This window comes from Arthrobacter sp. Y3221159 (assembly GCF_059089885.1).
The window spans coordinates 218,953-237,646 of the sequence record NZ_JBNHFC010000003.1 but is presented as its reverse complement, the minus strand read 5'-3'; the positions used below and the strand labels follow the sequence as shown (position 1 = coordinate 237,646).

General features: G+C 68.0%; 17 protein-coding genes. 8 read left to right on the top strand and 9 right to left on the bottom strand.

Annotation, left to right across the window (positions count from 1 at the left end):
• Window positions 1-10: 10 nt before the first annotated feature.
• The 3 genes from AC5RT3_RS05265 to hutG all read right to left on the bottom strand — a co-directional run bounded on the left by AC5RT3_RS05265 (window position 11) and on the right by hutG (window position 2,549).
• Window positions 11-1,021, bottom strand: a complete 1,011-nt coding sequence (locus tag AC5RT3_RS05265; protein ID WP_494123659.1) for a cation diffusion facilitator family transporter — start codon at window positions 1,019-1,021, stop codon at window positions 11-13.
• Entirely contained in the window at window positions 1,018-1,509 is a 492-nt protein-coding gene (locus tag AC5RT3_RS05260) for a type 2 periplasmic-binding domain-containing protein (protein WP_494052168.1), read from the bottom strand. Before AC5RT3_RS05260 ends, AC5RT3_RS05265 begins: the two co-directional genes overlap by 4 nt.
• An 86-nt stretch (window positions 1,510-1,595) precedes the next feature.
• On the bottom strand, window positions 1,596-2,549 hold the full coding sequence (gene hutG / locus AC5RT3_RS05255; protein WP_494052167.1) for a formimidoylglutamase: 954 nt from the start codon (window positions 2,547-2,549) through the stop codon (window positions 1,596-1,598).
• Window positions 2,550-2,736: 187 nt separating this feature from the next.
• Between hutG and AC5RT3_RS05250 the strand changes: the two genes are divergently transcribed.
• Complete coding sequence (locus AC5RT3_RS05250) at window positions 2,737-4,041, top strand: cation:proton antiporter (RefSeq protein WP_494123658.1); 1,305 nt, start codon at window positions 2,737-2,739, stop codon at window positions 4,039-4,041.
• A gap of 2 nt (window positions 4,042-4,043) precedes the next feature.
• Here AC5RT3_RS05250 and AC5RT3_RS05245 read toward each other — a convergent pair whose 3' ends face one another.
• Window positions 4,044-5,486, bottom strand: coding sequence for an NCS2 family permease (locus AC5RT3_RS05245; RefSeq protein WP_494052165.1), 1,443 nt, complete (start codon window positions 5,484-5,486; stop codon window positions 4,044-4,046).
• Window positions 5,487-5,596: 110 nt separating this feature from the next.
• Between AC5RT3_RS05245 and AC5RT3_RS05240 the strand changes: the two genes are divergently transcribed.
• On the top strand, window positions 5,597-6,211 hold the full coding sequence (locus tag AC5RT3_RS05240) for a copper resistance CopC family protein (protein WP_494123657.1): 615 nt from the start codon (window positions 5,597-5,599) through the stop codon (window positions 6,209-6,211).
• Window positions 6,212-6,268: 57 nt separating this feature from the next.
• Here the strand turns inward: AC5RT3_RS05240 and AC5RT3_RS05235 are convergent, their stop codons facing one another.
• Window positions 6,269-6,889, bottom strand: coding sequence for an NAD(P)-binding protein (locus tag AC5RT3_RS05235; protein WP_494052205.1), 621 nt, complete (start codon window positions 6,887-6,889; stop codon window positions 6,269-6,271).
• Window positions 6,890-7,319: 430 nt separating this feature from the next.
• Here AC5RT3_RS05235 and AC5RT3_RS05230 point away from each other — a divergent pair, with 430 nt between their 5' ends.
• The 5 genes from AC5RT3_RS05230 (at window position 7,320) to AC5RT3_RS05210 (ending at window position 14,349) form a co-directional block, all read left to right on the top strand.
• Window positions 7,320-8,360, top strand: coding sequence for a universal stress protein (locus tag AC5RT3_RS05230; RefSeq protein WP_494052163.1), 1,041 nt, complete (start codon window positions 7,320-7,322; stop codon window positions 8,358-8,360).
• Window positions 8,361-8,392: 32 nt separating this feature from the next.
• Complete coding sequence (locus tag AC5RT3_RS05225; protein ID WP_494123656.1) at window positions 8,393-11,152, top strand: PEP/pyruvate-binding domain-containing protein; 2,760 nt, start codon at window positions 8,393-8,395, stop codon at window positions 11,150-11,152.
• An 83-nt stretch (window positions 11,153-11,235) separates the two neighbouring features.
• Window positions 11,236-12,498 carry a LolA family protein gene (locus AC5RT3_RS05220; RefSeq protein WP_494123655.1) on the top strand — a complete coding sequence of 421 codons (1,263 nt, stop codon included), beginning with the start codon at window positions 11,236-11,238 and terminating at the stop codon, window positions 12,496-12,498.
• Window positions 12,495-13,481: an ABC transporter ATP-binding protein gene (locus AC5RT3_RS05215; RefSeq protein WP_494052160.1), complete on the top strand. Its 987-nt coding sequence runs from the start codon at window positions 12,495-12,497 to the stop codon at window positions 13,479-13,481. Before AC5RT3_RS05220 ends, AC5RT3_RS05215 begins: the two co-directional genes overlap by 4 nt.
• A 70-nt stretch (window positions 13,482-13,551) precedes the next feature.
• The gene (locus AC5RT3_RS05210; protein ID WP_494052204.1) at window positions 13,552-14,349 is read left to right on the top strand and encodes an ABC transporter permease; all 798 of its coding nucleotides are present in this window, start codon (window positions 13,552-13,554) and stop codon (window positions 14,347-14,349) included.
• 22 nt (window positions 14,350-14,371) lie between these two features.
• Here the strand turns inward: AC5RT3_RS05210 and AC5RT3_RS05205 are convergent, their stop codons facing one another.
• The 3 genes from AC5RT3_RS05205 to AC5RT3_RS05195 are packed head-to-tail and all read right to left on the bottom strand — an operon-like array spanning window position 14,372 to window position 16,733.
• Window positions 14,372-15,292, bottom strand: coding sequence for a cation diffusion facilitator family transporter (locus AC5RT3_RS05205; protein WP_494123654.1), 921 nt, complete (start codon window positions 15,290-15,292; stop codon window positions 14,372-14,374).
• A gap of 10 nt (window positions 15,293-15,302) precedes the next feature.
• Window positions 15,303-15,731, bottom strand: coding sequence for a metallopeptidase family protein (locus AC5RT3_RS05200; protein WP_494010922.1), 429 nt, complete (start codon window positions 15,729-15,731; stop codon window positions 15,303-15,305).
• A 9-nt stretch (window positions 15,732-15,740) separates the two neighbouring features.
• Window positions 15,741-16,733: a DMT family transporter gene (locus AC5RT3_RS05195; RefSeq protein WP_494052158.1), complete on the bottom strand. Its 993-nt coding sequence runs from the start codon at window positions 16,731-16,733 to the stop codon at window positions 15,741-15,743.
• 126 nt (window positions 16,734-16,859) lie between these two features.
• Here AC5RT3_RS05195 and AC5RT3_RS05190 point away from each other — a divergent pair, with 126 nt between their 5' ends.
• Entirely contained in the window at window positions 16,860-17,543 is a 684-nt protein-coding gene (locus AC5RT3_RS05190; RefSeq protein WP_494052157.1) for a DsbA family protein, read from the top strand.
• Between the two features lie 42 nt (window positions 17,544-17,585).
• Here the strand turns inward: AC5RT3_RS05190 and AC5RT3_RS05185 are convergent, their stop codons facing one another.
• Window positions 17,586-18,629: a PHP domain-containing protein gene (locus tag AC5RT3_RS05185; protein ID WP_494123653.1), complete on the bottom strand. Its 1,044-nt coding sequence runs from the start codon at window positions 18,627-18,629 to the stop codon at window positions 17,586-17,588.
• Window positions 18,630-18,694 lie beyond the last annotated feature (65 nt).

Here is an 18,694-nt window from a genome sequence, read left to right as displayed (position 1 = left end):
CCTCAAACCCTTAGCGCTCGCCGCCCGTCGTCGGGCCGGGCAGGAACTCGGAAGGCAGTTCAGCCACCGGAACGATCACCATGTCCTGCACCTTCCAGTCGAAGGCGATGCACGCCTCGCGGGCCTCTTCCAGCTGCTCCAGGCTGGGCATGCCCCCGTGGGCGGGCACCACGAACGATTCCACGTGGAACACATGCCCCTCGTCGCGGATGCGGGACCGGGCCTCCTGCGTCCAGGGTAATCCGCGGAGGTAGGTGTCCAGCCGGCGCGCCAGCGGGTGCGGTGCTTCGTCGTCGTACGTCATGGCCCTTTTGTCCATCAGCGCCGAGACCGCTCCGCGGGTGTTGCGGATGCCGTCATGCAGGATGCTGCCGGAGATGAGGATGGCCGCGGCATAGTCCGCCCACCACAGGCCCAGGCCAATGCCCGCTACCCCGGCCACTGCAGCAACAGCGGTCATCCAGTCGGCCTTGTTCATGTCCGCGTCGGCGTACAGGACCTTGTCGTGCAGCTGTTCGGCGAGTTTCATTTTTGCCCTGCCCAGGAAGACAGGAGGCGCCGCGGTGAGGATCATGACGCCCATCATCAGCCAGCCCAGCCAGATGGTGGTGCCGAAGAGGTTGATGCCGCCGATGGTGGGGTGCTCGGCTGTCAGCAGTCCAAGCGCGGACTCCACCAGCAGGTAGCCGCCCATCACGGTCAGGGCCACGGCGGCAACCAGGTGCGCCACACCGGTGGCCCGGTGGTAGCCATAGGGATGCTTCTCCGACGGCGGTTTGCGGATGGCGTGTGCAGCCACCAGGAAGGAGATGGGCGGCAGAAAGGAGAGCAGGTCCTCGATCCAGGCAGCCTTCATTGCCTGCGAGTTCCCGAGCACCAGGAACACCAGGGTGGTGGTGATCACCAGGAAGCCCATGGTGATCCATTCGGTCCTGATGGCCTTGCGCAAGGCTTCCTGCTGTTCGGGCGGTAGCTCGGTATGGCCGAACCGGACGGACTGGGTGCTGTTGGTCCCGATCATGACCTCCCGCCTTCCAGCAGGAACCGGTCCAGCTCGAGAAGGAAGGCGTTTTCGCCCATAGGGACCAGCATGACGTGCTTGTGCAAGGAACCACGGCTGTCGCGGGACTCCGTGTATGGCCGGGTCAGTCCGGCATGGGTGGACCACGGTGTCTTATCGTCCAGGCCACCGATCACCAGATCCAGTTCTCCGTGCTTGAGCTCATCGGCCAGGACCTGTTCCGTGCCCGTGACCCACTCGATGTCCGCCCTAAGCCGCTCCGCGAACCGCTGAACCAGCTCGGCTTCCTTGCCCTCGACCCTGGCCGCGCCGCCGCCGCTGCCGGCCGGAAGCCGGACCCAGTCCCCGTTGGGGCTGGCGCCCACCCGGAGCGTTCCGCCGCGCACCCGATCCAGTGTCCCTTCCGGGTCTGCCGGATAGCTGCTGCCGCACCCGGCCAGGGCCAGCAGCGCGGCCAGCAGCAGGAAAAGCAATTTGCAGCGCCGCATGGTCAACTCCTTCCAGCTGAAGATCCACCCTCATAATAGACAGCATGCTTATCACTTTGTGGATTTCAGTGGAGGACTGCGTACCGTCAGCGCAAGAGGGTGTCCAGGAGCCGCGCGGCAACCCTTGCGGTCCGCCCGTCCACGTCGATGGCAGGGTTCAGTTCCGCAATGTCGAGGTGCGCGAGTTTGCCGCTGGCAGCCACCTGCCGGCACACGGCGGCGATGACCGGAAGGGGAACGCCGAACGCGGCGGGGGCGCTGACGCCGGGCGCCACGCCGGCGGGGAGCACATCCAGGTCGATGGTCAGGTAGAGGACGTCGATGTCCGCAAGGAAGGACGCCACGAACTCCCGGACGCGGTCCGTCCCGCAGTCCTCGTCCAGCAGGTACTGCACACCCAGGTGCCGGGCGGTGTCGAACAGTGCCCGGGTGTTGTTGGCCTCCGAAATGCCGACGACGGCATACCGGAACTGGCGGCCGGCGGCGGCTTCAGCGCGGGCCATCTGGAGGAACGGCGTGCCGGAGCTGGGAACCGGCTCGTCCCGCAGGTCGAAATGGGCGTCGAGGTTCAGCACACCCAGGCGGGCGCCCTGCTGGACCGCCTGGGATGCACTCATTCCCAGATAGCTGGCGTAAGCGGTCTCGTGGCCCCCGCCGAGGACCGCCGTGAGGTGCCCGGCGTCGAGCAGTTCGGAGACCGCGCTGCCGAGCCGCGCCTGGGCGTCCTCGAGCGCACCCTCGGACACGGCCACGTCGCCTGCGTCCGCCACGGAACGGTCCGAGTGGAAGGCCAGGGGGCCCAGGGCTTTGCGGATTGCGGCAGGTGCGGCTGCGGCGCCGGTCCTGCCCTTGTTGCGGCGCACCCCTTCATCGCTCGCAAAGCCCAGCAGCACTGCGGGCCTGGAGGAGGTTCCGGAATCGCCGGTACCGGTGAAGGGCACCACCGCCTGCCACCAGCGGCGGTGTTCGGGGGCATCGCCGTCGAACCTTCCCGTCCAGGGCTGGGGCGGGACATCGACGGAAGGTTTCACGGAAGCCATGCCTCCAGCTCACCGCATGCCGGAGGCGAAAACCAGCAGCGCCGCCGCGGTGGTGTCTGGAATGCAAGAAAGCGACTCCCGACGCTGCCGGGCCTAAGTGCAGGGGCTATGGTGGAGCAAGCCCTCCCGGGACCGCACTACGTTGCCTGCGCCGGACCGGCGCAACGAACAGGCCGGAGAACAGCACGTGTTTGAAGCCCCCAATATCCTGTTTGCCGCGGCAGGCCTGGCGGTGTTTACCGCCGCTGTGTTGCCCAAACTGCTGCGCAACATGCCGTTTTCGATGCCCATGGTCTTCCTCGGCGCGGGGATGGCGGCCTTTGCCTTGATTCCGACCCTGCCTGACCCTGACCCCCTGGCCCACGGCGACTTTGCCTTGCATCTTTCCGAGCTCTGCGTGATCATCTCGCTGATGGGTGCCGGACTGGCGCTGGACCGGCCACTGGGCCGCAGGAGCTGGTCCACCACCTGGCGGCTGCTGGGAGTGGCCATGCCGCTGTGCATCGTGCTCCTCACAGTGCTCGGGATGGGGTTCCTGGGGCTGGGCCTGGGTGCCGCCCTGCTGGTGGCCTCGAGCCTCGCCCCCACGGACCCTGTCCTCGCGTCGGAGGTCCAGGTGGGTGAACCGGCGGATAACGACGACGATGCCAACCAGGAGGACGAAGTGCGGTTCGGCCTCACCTCCGAAGCCGGCCTTAACGACGGCCTGGCGTTCCCCTTCGTGTACCTGGCCATTGCCATCAGCATCGCCGGTTCAGACCCCGCGGTATGGTTTCCGCAGTGGTTTGGCCTGGACGTGCTGTGGCGGCTGGCCATCGGCCTGCTCCTGGGCTTCCTCACCGGCAAGCTGCTGGCCCGGGTCTTCTTTTCGGCCCGGAAGGAAAGCCTGCGGCTCTCCAACCACTCAGAGGGGTTCGTCGCCCTGGCCGCGACCTTCCTGGCGTACGGGCTGGCCGAGATGGTGGAGGGGTACGGGTTCATCGCCGTGTTCGTCTGCGCCGTCACCATCAGGGCCGCGGAGCACACGCACGGCTACCACCGTGTGCTGCACTCCTACGTGGAGCAGTTGGAACGGCTCCTGACGGTGGTCATCCTGGTCCTGCTCGGTGGTGCCATCGCGCGGGGCCTCCTGGCCGGGATGGGGATGGCGGAGGTGCTGGTGGCGCTGGTGTTCCTGCTGCTGGTCCGCCCGCTGGCCGGCTGGCTGGGACTGATGGGCGGGAAGACCGGCCCGCGGGAACGGATCGCCCTGTCCTTCTTCGGCATCCGGGGCATCGGCTCCCTGTACTACCTCTCCTACGCACTGGGCAAGGGCGAGTTCTCCGACCAGGGGGAGTGGCTCTGGGGCTTCATCGGGCTGGTGGTGGCCATGTCCATCGTCATCCACGGCGCCACCACCTCGCCGCTGATGAACCGGCTGGACCGGCTGCGGGAAAAGAAGGCTCGCGCAGTCTTGGGGGACGAAGGCCTGGCCCCGAACACGCCCGTGTAGGGCTACATTCCCAGGGCTGCCTCGATGGGACCTACGGCGAAGAACAAAAGGAATGCTGCGGCCACGGCCCACATCAGCGGGTGGATGTTCTTCACCCGGCCCTGGACGGTGCGGATCAGCACGTAGGCGATGAAGCCGGCGCCCAGGCCGTTGGCGATGGAGTAGGTGAAGGGCATCAGGGTGAAGGTCAGGAAGGCGGGGATGGCGATGCCCCAGTCCTGCCAGTCGATCTTGCCCACCTGGGACACCATCATGAAGCCCACCACCACCAGCGCCGGTGCCACGGCCTCGAACGGGACCAGGTTGATCAGCGGGGTAAAGAACATGGCCACCAGGAACAGCAGGCCCGTGACAATCGATGCGATGCCTGTCCGGGCGCCCTCGCCGATGCCGGCGCCGGCCTCGACGTAGATTTGGTTGGAGGACACGGACGCGCCGCCGCCAACAATGGCACCCAGCGCATCCACCTGGAGGACGCGGTCCACGTCCGGAATGTTGCCGTGCTCGTCCACGGTGCCTGCTTCATTGGCCAGGCCCACCATGGTGCCCATCGCATCGAAGAAGATGCTGAGCAGGATGACGAAGGCCAGCAGCGTGGCCGCCACGAAGCCCAGGCGTTCGAACGCGCCGAAGGGGTCTGCCTTGCCGATCAGGGAAAGGTCCGGTGCGGCCCACTCCGAGAACGAGGGGGCCACCAGGGACCACCCCTCGGGGTTGTATTCCTTGCCCGGAACCACGCTGGGGCCGATGCGCAGCGTCTGTTCCAGGATGACGGAGATGACCGTGGAGGTGATGATGCCGATCAGGATGGCGCCTTTGACCTTGCGCACCACCAGCGCGATGGTCAGGACCAAACCGAAGACAAACACCGCCGTCGGCCAGCCCAGGAGCTTGCCGTCAAAGCCCAGGCCCACCGGGACGGTTGTTCCGGCCACGTCCGGGATCCGCCGGACAAAGCCCGCGTTTACGAGCCCGATCAGGGCGATGAACAGGCCGATCCCCACCACGATGGCGGTCTTGAGCCCGTCCGGCACGGCCTTGAAGACGGCGGTCCGGAAGCCCGTGAGGACCAGGATCAGCATGGTCACGCCGGACAGGACCACCAGTCCCATCATGTCCGGCCACGTCAGCCCTGGGTTGGTGGCCACGGTGACGGCAACGAAGGCGTTGACGCCCAGGCCGGTGGCAAGTGCGAAGGGATGCTTGGCCCAGGCACCCATCAGGATGGTCAGGATGCCCGCGATGAACGCCGTCACCGCTGCAACCGCCGGGAACCCAAGCGTGGTGCCACTGGAATCGGGGCCCGAGAGGATCAGCGGGTTCAGCACCACGATGTAGCTCATGGCGAAGAAGGTGGCGAAGCCGCCGCGGATTTCGCGGGAGAGGTTGGAACCGCGCTCGGTGATCTTGAAATACCGGTCCAGGGCAGAGCCTTGCTTAAGCATTAGTCCTCCGGGGGAGTATGTGGGGATAACTGCATCCTATGGCGGCGGCGGCGGAAGGCCCGGCAAATTCCCCTAGTCTGTAAGGAAGCCAACACAAGGAGCAGTCCCGCATGCGCCCCATCCGCCGTCCGCTGAGCTTCCTGCTCGGTTTCCTCGTCTTTGCCGCCGCAGTGCTGGGCAGCCTGGCCGGTCCGGCCGCGGCCCACGACGCCGCAGAGTCCAGCAGCCCGGCGCAGGGCGCGTCGGTTCCCGCCCCGCCCGAACAGGTGTCGGTGACGTTTAACAACAACCCCCTGGGCATCGGCGCGTCCTTCTCGGTCAAGGATGCGTCAGGCACCGAATGGGCCGACGGGCCGGTGCAGATCGTTGACAACGTGGCGTCGCAAAAGCTTCGGCCGGGAGGACCGGCAGGGGCATACACGGTTTCATGGCGGGTGGTCAGTTCGGATTCACACCCCATTGAGGGCACCTTCGGCTTTTCCGCGGCCGGCGCTGCGGGAGGGGCTGCACCGGCAGGAAGTCCGACGGCGGCCGCTACAGTTCCGGGAATGGGTACGGCTGAGCCGGGCGCGACGGCGGAACCGTCGGTGCCGGTGAACACCGAACAGCCGTTTCAATGGAGCATTGTGATTTTCGCCGCTGTGGCCGTGGGCCTGCTCGTTGCCCTGGCGTTCATCGCAAAGCGTCGGCTGTCAGTTGGCGAAGATCAGGCGGACGCTGAGTAGCCGGCGCAAGAGATCCAGACGCGAACAGGTTCCGGACGGTCAGCGCGGTCAGCCCCGCTACCAGGACAGCATCGCCAGGGTTCCCGTTGCCGGGGATGCCAGGGTGTCTGGATGGACTTTGGCCGAAATGGCCAGGCCAACGGTCTTGGCCTGGCGCAGGACTTCCTTGGGGGAGGGCGTAATCAGCTCACCGACGCCCACCAGGTAGATACCGATAGCCCGCATGGCCGCAGCCAGGTTCCGCCCCACGGCGATGCCGAACTCGTTGATCATCCGCCGGAGCTGGCCCTGCGCACAGCGGGTCAGGACGATGTGGTCCGCCAGGAGGACACCTGTGGCCGTGTGGACCTCCCACTGCGGGGCGGCCTCGGCGGGAGCGCCGTCCACCATTGTCAGCTGCATTGCACGGGTGCTGTTCCGGACGTCCACCTTGTGGCTGGCGGCATAGTTCCGCAGGTGCCGCAGGATCTCGTTCCGCTCACGGAGGGTGGCGGGGTCCGCCGCATCGCAGCGCTGCAGCGAGGCCGTCGCTGGCTGGGCGGCGCCCAGGACGTCGAGGCCGTCCACCACGATGGAGTCCACCCCGCGCCGGCGCAGCTCGGCCGCCACGGCAAGGCCGGAAAGCCCCGTGCCAATGATCACGGTGGTGGTCTGTTCGGTCCCGGCACTCCCAGGCATGCTTGACACTACAGTTCCCTCCTTCGAAGTTTCGGCTGGTGCCGGCATCCTTGCCGGCGCGCGCGTTCCGTGCCCCCCCAAAGTCCGGCCGCAGCACATTGGAGGGCAGCCCTGGCAGGCGGTGCCTGCGGGCTTCCCGGACCAACAATGTCCTGAAGACTACAGAACATTTCCGGCCAGGGATAGCCCAAAACGCAAACATTCTTCTGCGGGTGAACGCGCTTTCCGAGAGGGTGTGGAAAGGCTGTGGATAACATGTGGATTTCCGCGCTGGTCAGGCTTGCGAAGGCATCGCGGACGGAGAATAGTGAGAAGCGGAGGCGGGTTGTTCCGCCGGCGCGTGCGGCTGCCCGCCGGGTGCGGGAAACGCTCCCCGCTTCTGGCAGAATAGCCGCAGCATCAGGCGGCAGTAGCGCAAGGAGGCGGCCCCATGGGCGCACACGAGTTGCATCCGGATCCGGCCCGGGACGGCGGAGGCACTTCCGCCACGCCCGAGGGAATCGTGGTTGGCGTTGACGGCTCGGACCACGGCCAGTGCGCCTTGGTGTGGGCGGCCCGTGAAGCCCAGCGCCGCCGTCGTCCCCTGCACATCGTTACCGCATACTCAGTGCCCATCTTCGCTGCGTCCGGCTTGGACGGCGGCTATGCCACAGTGGACGACTCCGTGATCCGTGAGGGTGCCGAGGCTGTTGTCCGGCAGGCCCTGCAGAAGGTTTCCCAGTACGACATCGAGGTGACCTCGTCCGTGGAAAACGGGGACGCCTCTGGGGTGCTGCTGGAGATGTCCGAAACTGCCGAACTCCTGGTGTTCGGCACCCGCGGCCGCGGCGGCTTCGTGGGCCGGCTCCTGGGGTCGGTAAGCAGCGCCCTGCCCGCCCACGCCAAGTGCCCCACGGTGACCGTGCCGCTCGTCTGCTCCGACCGGCTCGGCGAAACCACCGAGGACCGGCGCATCAGGGCTGAACAGGCAAAAGCCGGGCATCAACGCGTGGAAAACGTGGTGGTGGTGGGCGTGGACGGGTCCGAACAGGCCCGGGTTGCCGTACTGGAAGCAGCAGACCAGGCTGAGCGGCTGGGGGCCACCCTGCGCGTAGTCTGTGCCGTTCCCCAGTACAGCGGTTCGCTGGCCTGGGTTCCGGCACCGATGGACCGCAAGGCCCTTTTCGCTGACATCCAGGTGACCCTGGACGCCGGTATGGCCTGGCTCCGCAGCCACTACCCGGCCCTTCCCGCCGAATCGCAGTTGCGGGACGGATCACCGGTGGACGTGCTGGTGGAGGAAAGCCGCCACGTGGAGCTGGTGGTGGTGGGAACCCGCGGCCGCGGCGGCTTCACCGGGATGCTGCTGGGTTCCACGTCCGACGGCGTGCTGCACCACGCCAAAGGCCCCGTCATGGTGGTCCCGGACCGGGAAGACCCCCGGCTGGCGGACCGTGCCAGGTTCGGACCCATCCTCGGCGACGCCGCCTGATCCCGTAGCCCCGCCACCAGGGACACACGGACATGCGGCCGCACGCGGAGCCCGAGGGAAGCCTTGCGGCGGACAGTCCCGGACTGGTCCGGGACCTGTCCTCCGTGAACGCCGGCATGCTGGACCTGGCAGGAGGCAAGGCTGCCAACCTGGGCGAACTGATGTCCGCGGGCCTGCCCGTGCCGGACGGCTTTTGCCTCACCACGGAGGCGTACCGCCGGGCCACCGGCACGCCTTCCTCCCTGCTTCCCGGCATCGCCAACGTCCAGGCCGCCCTGAAGGCGGCGCCTGGTGCCGGCCCCTTGGATCCTTCGGAGCTGGCCGATCTTGCTGCGGGTGCCCGCAGCGCCATCCTGGCCGCACCGATCCCCAATGACGTAGCTGCCGCCGTCGAACAGGCCTACCGTGGGCTGGGCCAAAACGCGCCGGTGGCGGTGCGGTCATCTGCCACCGCTGAAGACCTGCCGTTCGCAAGTTTCGCCGGGCAGCAGGACACCTACCTCAATGTGGTAGGCGTCGAGCCAGTGCTGGAAGCGGTGCGGAAGTGCTGGGCGTCGCTGTGGACGGACCGTGCCACCGCATACCGCGCCAGCCTGGGCATTGATCCCACCGGCGTCGCCCTTGCCGTGGTGGTCCAGCGGATGGTGGAGGCAGAGACCGCCGGGGTCATGTTCACCGCCAACCCGCTGACGGGCCGCCGGGGCCACACCGTCATCGATGCCAGCCCCGGCCTGGGCGAGGCAGTAGTGTCCGGGGCGGTAAACCCGGACCACTACGTGGTTGATGCCCTGACAGGCAGGGTCCTGGAGCGGAAACCGGGGGACAAGAAGCTGGCGGTCCGGGCAGTCCCGGGAGGCGGGACCCGGACCATCGAGGCGGCCGGCGCCGCGGCGGGCGAGTGCCTTGCCGACAGCCAGGCCGCCGCGCTGGCACGGCTGGGCCGGCAGGCAGAGCAATACTTCGGAGCGCCGCAGGACATCGAATGGGCCATCGACGGCTCCGGAATCCTGTGGCTGACCCAGTCCAGGCCCATCACCACCCTCTATCCGGTCCCGCAGCGGTCCGAAGCGCACGGCAGCGGTAACGGCACCAGGGTCTACCTCTGCTTCAGCCTTGCGCAGGGCCTGACCCGGCCCATCACACCCATGGGACGGGCGGCATTCCGGCTCATCGCCTCCTCGGTGGCGCAGGCGGCAGGGTTCCACGTTCCCGATCCGCGCCGGGGGCCGTCCCCCTACGCGGAAGCCGGGCAGCGGCTGTACTTCGACCTCACCACCCCGCTGCGAAGCACCGTGGGCCGGCGGATCCTTCCCCGCGTGTTCGACGTCATGGAGGCCCGCTCGGCCGGCCTGCTGAGGCAGCTCTTCGACGATCCGGCATTCTCCGTGACCCGCCGGACGCCGCTGGCGCTGCTCCGCCATGTTGTTCCCGCCGCGGTCCGGGCCAGGGCCCCCGAGTCGGTCCTGCGGGGGATGTTCAGGCCCGCTGCTGCACTCCGTCGCCTGGACCGCTTCACCCGCGAGTTCGAGGCGGCGCTGGAGGCACCGGACGCCGCCGGACCCGCCAGGCGCCTCGAGCACGCCGAAATGCTCCTGCGGACCCGCCTGTTCGCCATCGTTCCCGCCATCCTGCCGCTTCCCGCCCTGGGATTCGCCATGATGGCCGTGGCGGGGAGGGTGCTGGGCGGCACCCGGTGGGACGAACTCCAGCCGGTGCTTCGGGGCCTGCCCAACAACGTGACCACCGAGATGGACTTGGAGCTGTGGCGGCTCGCCGTCGCCATCAGGGACGACGCCGAGTCATACACCGCCCTCACAACCCAGGACCCCTCAGGCCTGGCCAAGGACTTCCAGGCCGGACGTGTCCCCGCCCGGCTTGAGGCCGGCCTCACCAGGTTCCTCGACCGGTACGGCCACCGCGCAGTGGCGGAGATCGACGTCGGGATGCCGCGCTGGTCCGATGACCCCGCCCACATCATCGGTGTCCTGGCCAACTACCTTCGGCTGGAGGACCCGGACCTGGCACCTGACGTGCAGTTCAGCAAGGCGGCCGAGGATGCAAACGCGCAGGTTGCAAGGCTCGTAGCCCGTGCAGGGGCACGCAGCCGCGTGCACGCTATGGTGGTCCGGGCTGCCCTGCGGAGGGCGCGGCTCTTTGCCGGGCTGCGGGAGCTGCCGAAGTACCAGCTGGTCCTGGGCCTCGCGGAGGTCCGCAGGCAGCTGCGGCACGTGGGCAGGGAACTCGCCGAAGCCGGAATCCTTGAACAGCCCGACGACATTTTCTTCCTCGACTTCCACGAAGCGCATCAGGCGCTGCCGGAACAGGCAGGCGGCGGAGCCCTGGACCTGCGGGAGCTGGTGGCGGAGCGGCGGGCCGCTTATGAGTGGGAACTCGGGCGGCGGCGCGTCCCCCGGGTGCTGCTCTCGGACGGCACCGAGCTCGAGGCGCTGCAGCCGGCGGCTGGTGCAGCTTCGAACGGCGCGCTGGCCGGGAGCCCCGCCTCCGCGGGATCCGTGACAGCAGCTGCCCGTGTCATCCTGGATCCCGTGGGCGCACACCTTGAGCCCGGCGAAATCCTGGTGGCCCCGTCCACGGACCCCGGCTGGACCCCGCTGTTCCTCACGGCGGGCGGCCTGGTGATGGAAATGGGCGGCCCCAACTCCCATGGCGCGGTGGTGGCCCGGGAGTATGGCATTCCGGCCGTCGTTGGTGTTCCCGATGCCACGGGCAGGATCACCACCGGGCAGAGGGTTACGGTCGACGGCGGCTCGGGAACCGTGACGCCTGCGTGACCGGTGCCCGTGGTACCAAAACGCCTTCCAGGAAGGGGCTTCCGGCCCGTGTCTACGCGCCTGCGCAGGCGTAATCTTGAGCTATGGGCTCAGACACAGCGGGCTCCGACACCACCGGCTCCGGCAGCTGGCTTCCACGGCGGAATCCGCCGGGTGCCAGGCGTGCCTGGCTGCGCTGGTTGCCTGCCATGACAGTACCTGCAGTGATCGCCGCCGGGGTACTCGCGGGAACTATCCCGGCCCGGGCTGGCGACCCTCTGCCCGAAAAGTCGCCGGCGGAAGTGCTGGCCCTGCTGGCTCAGCACAAGGTCTCCACCTTTTCCGCCACTGTTGAGCAATCGTCAGATTTGGGATTGCCGGAACTGCCCGCTGCCGGGCCCACATCCGGGCCCGCCTCTGCAGGCGGCGCAGCCTCCCTGTTCGAGCTGCTCTCCGGCGAGCACACCGCACGGGTATACATGGACGGCAAGACCAAGGTCCGGGTGCAGGTGGTGGACCGGCTGGCCGAACGGGACATAGTCCGCCGGGACAATGACCTCTGGTTCTATTCCTCCAAGGACAACTCCACGGCGCATCTGACCCTTCCGGCCGTCGCCAGCGACCTGCCGCTACACGTGCCGCCAAACGCCGGACATCAGGACCCGAACTTGCCTCCGGCCGAACCGGCCAACCCGGACGGCGTGCACACGCACACGCCCGCGGACATTGCCGGACATCTCCTGGCCAAGGTGGAGCCAAGCACGGCAGTGTCAGTGGGTGAGGACGTGGACGTGGCAGGGCGCACCGCCTACAACCTGGTGCTTGAACCGCGCACCGATGCCACGCTTGTGGGCAAGGTGGCCATTGCCGTTGATGGGGAAACCGGGCTGCCCCTGTCCGTCCAGGTGACCGCCCGGGGTGCCTCCACGCCGTCGTTCCGTGCCGGCTTCACCAGCCTGTCCCTGGATGTGCCGGACGACTCCCTCTTCACCTTCGTTCCCCCGCCCGGCAGCACCGTCAAGGAACTGCAGTTCCGTGACCCGGCCCGGTGGCCGCTCAGCTTCCGCGCCCCCGGCATGGTCATCACTCCCGAACATCTGGCGGCCCTCCGGCAGCATCAGGCCCGTCCCTCCGTCGCGGGGAAGGGCTGGGAGACGGTTGTTGGCATCCCGGCCGCGGCGGCGGGCGGGACCCTTGCGGACTCCCTGCTGCGGGATCCTCTGCTGTCCCAGGCCGCAGTCGCCGTCCCGGGCGGACGGCTGCTGTCCACCACGCTCCTGAACGTGCTCGTCACCGATGACGGCCGCATCTTCGCCGGCATGGTGCCGGCGGACAGGCTGCAGGCCGCTGCCTCGGCGGCTCCGTGATCCCGCCGGGCGCAAGCGGCCCCGGGACATACAATCTTGCCATTGAGACGCAGGGCCTGACCAAGAACTTTGGCCGGCAGGTTGCCGTGGACGCCGTGGACCTCGCCGTGCCGCCAGGTTCCGTGTTCGGGTTCCTTGGTCCCAACGGATCCGGCAAAACCACTACTATCCGCATGCTGCTGGGACTTGCCGCGGCGTCAGCAGGAACGGTGACCCTGCTGGGAATGGAGATGCCGGGCAGGTTCCGGGACGTGCTGCCATGGGTGGGCGCGCTCGTGGAGGGACCCGCCTTCTACCCGTTCCTGTCCGGTGCAGCGAACCTTGCCCGCCTGGATGCCGCCGGCCGCAGCACCGTGCCCGCCACCCGGAAGGACCGGGTGGACCGTGCCCTTGAACGGGTGGGGCTCTCGCATGCCGCCGGCAAGAAGGTGCACGCCTACTCGCTGGGAATGAAGCAGCGGCTGGGCATCGCCAACGCCCTGCTCGCCCGCCGGGAACTGCTGGTGCTGGACGAGCCCACCAACGGACTGGACCCGCAGGGCACGCGCGAGGTGCGCAACCTGGTCCGTTCGCTGGCCCATGACGGGGCCACGGTCTTTGTCTCCAGCCACCTGCTCGCCGAGGTGGAGCAGATGTGCACGCACGCCGCCATCATGAGCGCCGGCCGCCTCGTGGCGCAGGGACCGCTCGCCGAACTGCGCCGGGCCGGCAGCGCACGGATCCGGCTGCTGACACCCGACGCCGGGCCGGCCAGGTTCGTGCTGGCCGGCCTGGGCCTGGCCGCGGAGGGCGGTGGAGCCCAGCCCGACGGCGAGGTCCTCCTCGCCAGCCTGTCCGCGGCAGCCGACGGCCGACTTCCCGAGGATATTGTGGGGCACCTGGTGGCGGGCGGCGTGCGGGTGCGGGGATTCGCCGTCGAACGCGAAAGCCTGGAAGACCGCTTTGTTGCCCTGACTGGAGAGGGGTTCGACGTTGCCCAGTAGCGTGCCGGCGGAAGTCCCCGGAACAGCCGCACCAGCGGCCCGGGAGGCGCGGGAGTCCGCATTCTCCCTGATGCTCTCGGAGCTGCGGGTCCTGTTCGGCCGCCGCCGAACGTGGGCGCTGCTGCTGGCGCTGGCAGCCATTCCCGTGCTGATCGCCATCGCGGTGCGGGTGTCGTCCGCCGTTCCGCCCGGCCGTGGCCCGGCCTTCTTGGACCGTATCAGCCAGAACGGCCTGTTTGTTGCCTTCACTGCCATGCTGGTCTCGGTGCCGCTGTTCCTGCCGCTCACGGTGGGGGTAGTGGCCGGGGACACCATCGCCGGCGAGGCAAACCTGGGCACCCTCCGGTACCTGCTGGTCGCGCCCGCCGGCCGGGTCCGGCTGCTGCTGGTCAAATACGCAGGGGCGCTCGCGTTCTGCATTGTCGCGCCGCTTGCTGTCGGCCTTGCCGGTGCCGCAATCGGTGCCGCCCTGTTTCCGGTGGGGCCCGTGACACTGCTGTCAGGCGACGTCATCCAGGCGCCCGAAGCCGCCGTCCGCATCCTCCTGATTGCCGCTTACCTGGCCGTCTCGCTGGCGGGGCTTTCCGCCGTCGGGCTCTTCCTGTCCACCCTCACGGTGGTTCCGGTGGGCGCAATGGCGGCCACCGTGGTGGTTTCGGTGGTGTCCCAGGTCCTGGACCAGCTGCCGCAGCTGGAATGGCTGCACCCGTGGCTGTTTAGCCATTACTGGTTCGGGTTCGGCGACATGCTGCGCCAGCCCCTGCTGTGGGACTCGTTCACCAGCAACGCCCTGCTGCAGGGCGGCTACATCGCGGTGTTCGGGGCGCTGGCCTACGGGCGGTTCGTCACCAGGGACATCCTGAGCTGACATCGGGACAGTGCCCGTGCGCCTATGCGTGCTGGTGCGCCTCATGCTCCGAGTGGCTGGCCGGTTCCAGCTGGAAGGTGCAGTGGTCCGTGTCGAAGTGGGAGCCCAGGCAGGTGATGAGCTTGTCCAGCAGCTGGTCTGCGCCACGCGCGTTCAGCACCCCGTCCTCCACCACCACGTGGGCTGAGAACACCGGCACGCCGGAGGTGATGGTCCAGATATGGATGTCATGCACGTCGGTGACGCCTGCCACGGACAGGATATGCTCACGGATCATCTGCACTTCCACGCCCTTGGGGCTGGCTTCCAGCAGGACATCCACCACGTCGCGCAGCAGGGTCCAGGCGCGCGGGAGGATCAGCGCGGCGATCACCACCGAGGCGATGGTGTCCGCGGCGTTGAAGCCGGTCAGCATGATCACCACGGCGGCCGCAATAACGGCGAATGAGCCCAGGAGGTCGCCGAGGACCTCCAGGTAGGCGCCGCGGACGTTGAGGCTTTCATGGTGGGCGCCGTGCAGGATCAACAGGGAGGCGACATTCGCCACCGCGCCAAGGATGGCGGCGAAGAGCATGATGTCTGTGGCCACTTCCGGCGCGGAGCCGATCCGGCGGATGGCCTCGGTGAAGATCACCACGGAGATCACGATCAGGATGAGGGCGTTGGCCAGGGCTGCCAGCACTTCTGCCCGCTGGTATCCGTACGTGCGCTGGTCGCTGGCGGGCCTTCCGGCGATCCACGCTGCGAGGAGGGCGATCGTCACCCCGGCTGCGTCGGAGAGCATGTGCCCGGCGTCAGCCAGCAGGGAGAGCGACCCGGACAGGATGGCACCCACCACCTGGACCAGGACAACGGCAAGCGTAATCACCAGCACGGCCACGAGCCGCTTCCGGTGCTGGCCGGTAGCGGTGATGCCGTGGGTGTGGCTGTGGTGGTGTCCCATGCCTACAAGGCTAGCCCCAGCCCAGCTCGTGCAGCCGGTCATCGGAGATGCCGAAGTGGTGCGCGATCTCATGAACCACGGTTACCGCCACCTCGTGGATCACGTCCTCCCGCGACGAGCAGATTTCCAGGATGGGTTCCCGGAAGATGGTGATCCGGTCCGGCAGGGACCCTGCATCCCACCAGGAGTCGCGTTCGGTCAGCGGGACGCCCTCGTAGATTCCCAGCAGCACGGTGTCAGGATCTTCCCCCGGTCCGGGCACGTAATCGTCTTCGATGAAGACGGCCACGTTGTCCATGGCACGGGCAAGCTTCTCCGGGATGCTGTCCAGGGCATCGGACACTGCGGCCTCGAATTCATCCGCGGACATCCGGAAGCCCAGCGGCTCATGCGGACCGTCGGGAATGATTGGAAGGCCGGGCGGAAGGCTGGGAGGCATACTCCGACTTTAGCGCCGACCAGGCTCCGTGGACTCCGTCCCTGAACGGCTCCGGCGGCGGGTCAGCCCTACGCCCAGCAGGCAGATGACGCCGCCCGCCAGACCCCAGGCCGTGGGGATCTCGCCGAGCAGGAGCCAGGAAATGAGCACGGTGGCTCCGGGAACCAGGTAGGTGGTGGCCGCCAGCTTGCCGGCGTCCACGAGCGAGAGGGCGTAGGCCCACGTTGTGAAGGCGATGGCAGTGGGGAAGATGCCCAGGTACACCAGTCCGGCCGTGGCTCCGGGCGGCGCGGCCTGCACCTCGGACGCCAGTTGCCCGGCAAAAGGCAGGCAGCACACCGCCCCCACCAGGATTCCGAACCAGGTGGCCTGCGCCGCGGGGATTTTCCGCAGCACCGGCTTCTGGATGATCACGCTGACCGCCGCGAGCACGGCGGAAAGGAGGCACAGCGCAACCCCCGCCAGGTCCGCCGTCGCGCTTTCCCCTGTGCCGGTCGCGGGTCCGGCTGCCTGGCCGGACCCCAGCGCGATCAGCGCCACCCCCGCAAAAGCCACCGTGCTGCCGATCAGCAGCCACCGCGGAAAGCCCTCCTTGAGGAAGAGGCCGGCCATGATGGCCACCAGGATAGGGCTGACGTTGATGAGCAGGGCGCTCGTGCCTGCATCAAGGACATGCTCGGCGGCGTTGAGCGCCACGTTATAGCCGCCGAACCACATAACCCCGTAGGCCAGGATGGGCCACCACTCGTGCCCCCGCGGCAGCTTCCGGCTCTTCAGCAGTTGCGGCAGCACCAGGAAGGACAGTACGACGGCGGCAACCGCCAGCCTGCCAAGCGTCAGGGATCCGGGGGAGAAGTGCGGCCCGATGGCCCGGATGCCCACGAAGGCCGAGGCCCAGAACACCACCGTGACCGCCATCGCTGCCACGCCCAGGGCCTTGGCCGGGGAGGCTGCCGGAAGGGACTCGGAATTGTGTTTGCGGGCGGGGACGGTTGAGGGCATGGAGCCAATGTATCGGGACCGGACAGCCCGGGGCTGGCGGAAATCGGCCATGTCTAGGCAACTTCCTGCCAATCTTGCAGAGCCCTTGAGCGGGCGCGGCCGCCGCCCTCGGCTAGGATGCGGATTATGGTCTCAAGCCCTGCTCCGCCCCGCGATAAGGCACGCCTCGTCAGGACAATCATTTGGATCGTGCTGGCCGTCATCGTGATTGGCGGGGCCGTCTGGTTCGCGCTTTCGGTAGCTGGGAAGCAGCAGCAGGCGGCGCCCCCTGTGGCGGGCGCGGAACAACTGGTCCGGGCGGACAGCCACCGGCTCACCACCCCGGCGGTTGAGAAGGCCCAGCTGGTGGAGTTCCTCGACTTCGAGTGCCCGTCCTGCGGTTCCATCCATCCCGTGGTGGAGGAGCTCAAGGCGGAGTTCGGGGACCGGATCACGTTCGTGCACCGGCACTTCCCGCTGTCGATGCACCCGAACTCGGGCCAGGCCGCCCTCGCTGCCGAGGCCGCCGGGCAGCAGGGCCAGTACCAGCAGATGGCCAACAGGCTTTTCGAGACCCAGCCCCAGTGGGCCGGCAGCCAGCAGTCCCAGGCACCGCTGTTCCGCACCTACGCGGAGGCGCTGGGGCTGGACCTGGCCCTGTATGACGCCGCCGTCGCCGACCAGCAAACGGAGGAGCGGATCCTGGCGGATATCGCCGACGGAGAGGCACTGGGAGTCAGCGGCACCCCAACCTTCTTCCTGAACGGCGAAAAGCTGGTTCTCTCCACCAAAGCGGACTTCCGGCAGAAACTCGCTGACGCCGTCGAATAGCGGCGCACTGGATTGTTGCGCTGCCGCTCCAGGGGCCCGCGGCTACTTCGTCGCGGCCCACTCCAGCAGCCGTTCCACCGGCCAGGTGGTGATGATGCGGTCCTGCGGGACGTCGTTCCGCGCAGCGCGCTCGGCGCCGTACTGAAGGAAATCGAGCTGGCCGGGCGCATGCGCGTCGCTGTCGATTGAGAACAGGCAACCGGCCTCCAAGGCGAGCTGGATCAGTGGATCAGGCGGATCCTGCCGCTCTGGCCGGGAGTTGATTTCCACTGCCACATTGTTCTCGGCGCAGGCGGCAAACACTTCCTTGGCATCGAACTCCGACGGCGGGCGGGTACCCCGCGAGCCCTCCACCAGCCGGCCGGTGCAGTGGCCAAGCACGTTCGTATGCCGGGCCTGGATGCCGCCGAGCATCCGCCGGGTCATGGTTTTCCGGTCTGCGCGCAGCTTTGAGTGGACGCTGGAAACCACGATGTCCAGGCGGTCCAGCAGCTCCGGGTCCTGGTCCAGCTCGCCGGATTCCAGGATGTCCACCTCGATCCCCGTCAGCAGCCGCACCTTGCCCTCCGGCTGCCCGTTGGGCGTGGATTGCCCGTCGGCGTTGATCGCAGCCACCACATCGAGTTGCCTGATGAGCCGCTCCGCTGACAACCCGTTGGCAATGGTGAGGTTGGGCGAATGGTCGGTCAGCGCCAGGTACTCCCGCCCGAGCACCCCGGCGGCCGCCACCATCAGCTCTATGGGGGAGCCGCCGTCGGACCAGTCGCTGTGGCTGTGCAGGTCCCCCCGGAGGGCGCTGCGAAGTTCGCCGCCGCCGGAGGCCAGCGGCTGGGCGCCCTTTTCCCGCAGGTCGGCCAAATAGTCGGGGACACCGCCCGCCACCGCCTGCTGTATGACCTGGTAGGTCCGGTCGCCGATGCCCTTCATGGATTTCAGCCGGCCGGTCCTGGTCCGCTCGGCCACTTCTGCAGCCGGCAGCGGGCTGATGGCCGCGGCTGCTTTCCGGAAGGCCTGGACCTTGAAGGTGGCAGCGCGTCCGCGCTCCAGCCAGAAGGCAATTTCATTGAGCGCTGCAACGGCATCCATCAGTCCATCTTCACCTGTTCGCCCTGTTCAGGCACGGGGTTTTTGGCCGATTTTGGATTATCAGG

Bases quoted from the DNA above. Each gene is read 5' to 3' on its own strand.
- AC5RT3_RS05245 (WP_494052165.1), bottom strand. From the start codon at position 5,486: ATGCTTAAGCAAGGCTCTGCCCTGGACCGGTATTTCAAGATCACCGAG.
- AC5RT3_RS05190 (WP_494052157.1), top strand. From the start codon at position 16,860: ATGGTCTCAAGCCCTGCTCCGCCCCGCGATAAGGCACGCCTCGTCAGG.
- AC5RT3_RS05230 (WP_494052163.1), top strand. From the start codon at position 7,320: ATGGGCGCACACGAGTTGCATCCGGATCCGGCCCGGGACGGCGGAGGC.
- AC5RT3_RS05210 (WP_494052204.1), top strand. From the start codon at position 13,552: ATGCTCTCGGAGCTGCGGGTCCTGTTCGGCCGCCGCCGAACGTGGGCG.
- AC5RT3_RS05205 (WP_494123654.1), bottom strand. From the start codon at position 15,292: ATGGGACACCACCACAGCCACACCCACGGCATCACCGCTACCGGCCAG.
- AC5RT3_RS05220 (WP_494123655.1), top strand. From the start codon at position 11,236: ATGGGCTCAGACACAGCGGGCTCCGACACCACCGGCTCCGGCAGCTGG.
- AC5RT3_RS05240 (WP_494123657.1), top strand. From the start codon at position 5,597: ATGCGCCCCATCCGCCGTCCGCTGAGCTTCCTGCTCGGTTTCCTCGTC.
- AC5RT3_RS05185 (WP_494123653.1), bottom strand. From the start codon at position 18,629: ATGGATGCCGTTGCAGCGCTCAATGAAATTGCCTTCTGGCTGGAGCGC.
- hutG (WP_494052167.1), bottom strand. From the start codon at position 2,549: ATGGCTTCCGTGAAACCTTCCGTCGATGTCCCGCCCCAGCCCTGGACG.
- AC5RT3_RS05260 (WP_494052168.1), bottom strand. From the start codon at position 1,509: ATGCGGCGCTGCAAATTGCTTTTCCTGCTGCTGGCCGCGCTGCTGGCC.
- AC5RT3_RS05200 (WP_494010922.1), bottom strand. From the start codon at position 15,731: ATGCCTCCCAGCCTTCCGCCCGGCCTTCCAATCATTCCCGACGGTCCG.
- AC5RT3_RS05265 (WP_494123659.1), bottom strand. From the start codon at position 1,021: ATGATCGGGACCAACAGCACCCAGTCCGTCCGGTTCGGCCATACCGAG.
- AC5RT3_RS05195 (WP_494052158.1), bottom strand. From the start codon at position 16,733: ATGCCCTCAACCGTCCCCGCCCGCAAACACAATTCCGAGTCCCTTCCG.
- AC5RT3_RS05225 (WP_494123656.1), top strand. From the start codon at position 8,393: ATGCGGCCGCACGCGGAGCCCGAGGGAAGCCTTGCGGCGGACAGTCCC.
- AC5RT3_RS05235 (WP_494052205.1), bottom strand. From the start codon at position 6,889: ATGCCTGGGAGTGCCGGGACCGAACAGACCACCACCGTGATCATTGGC.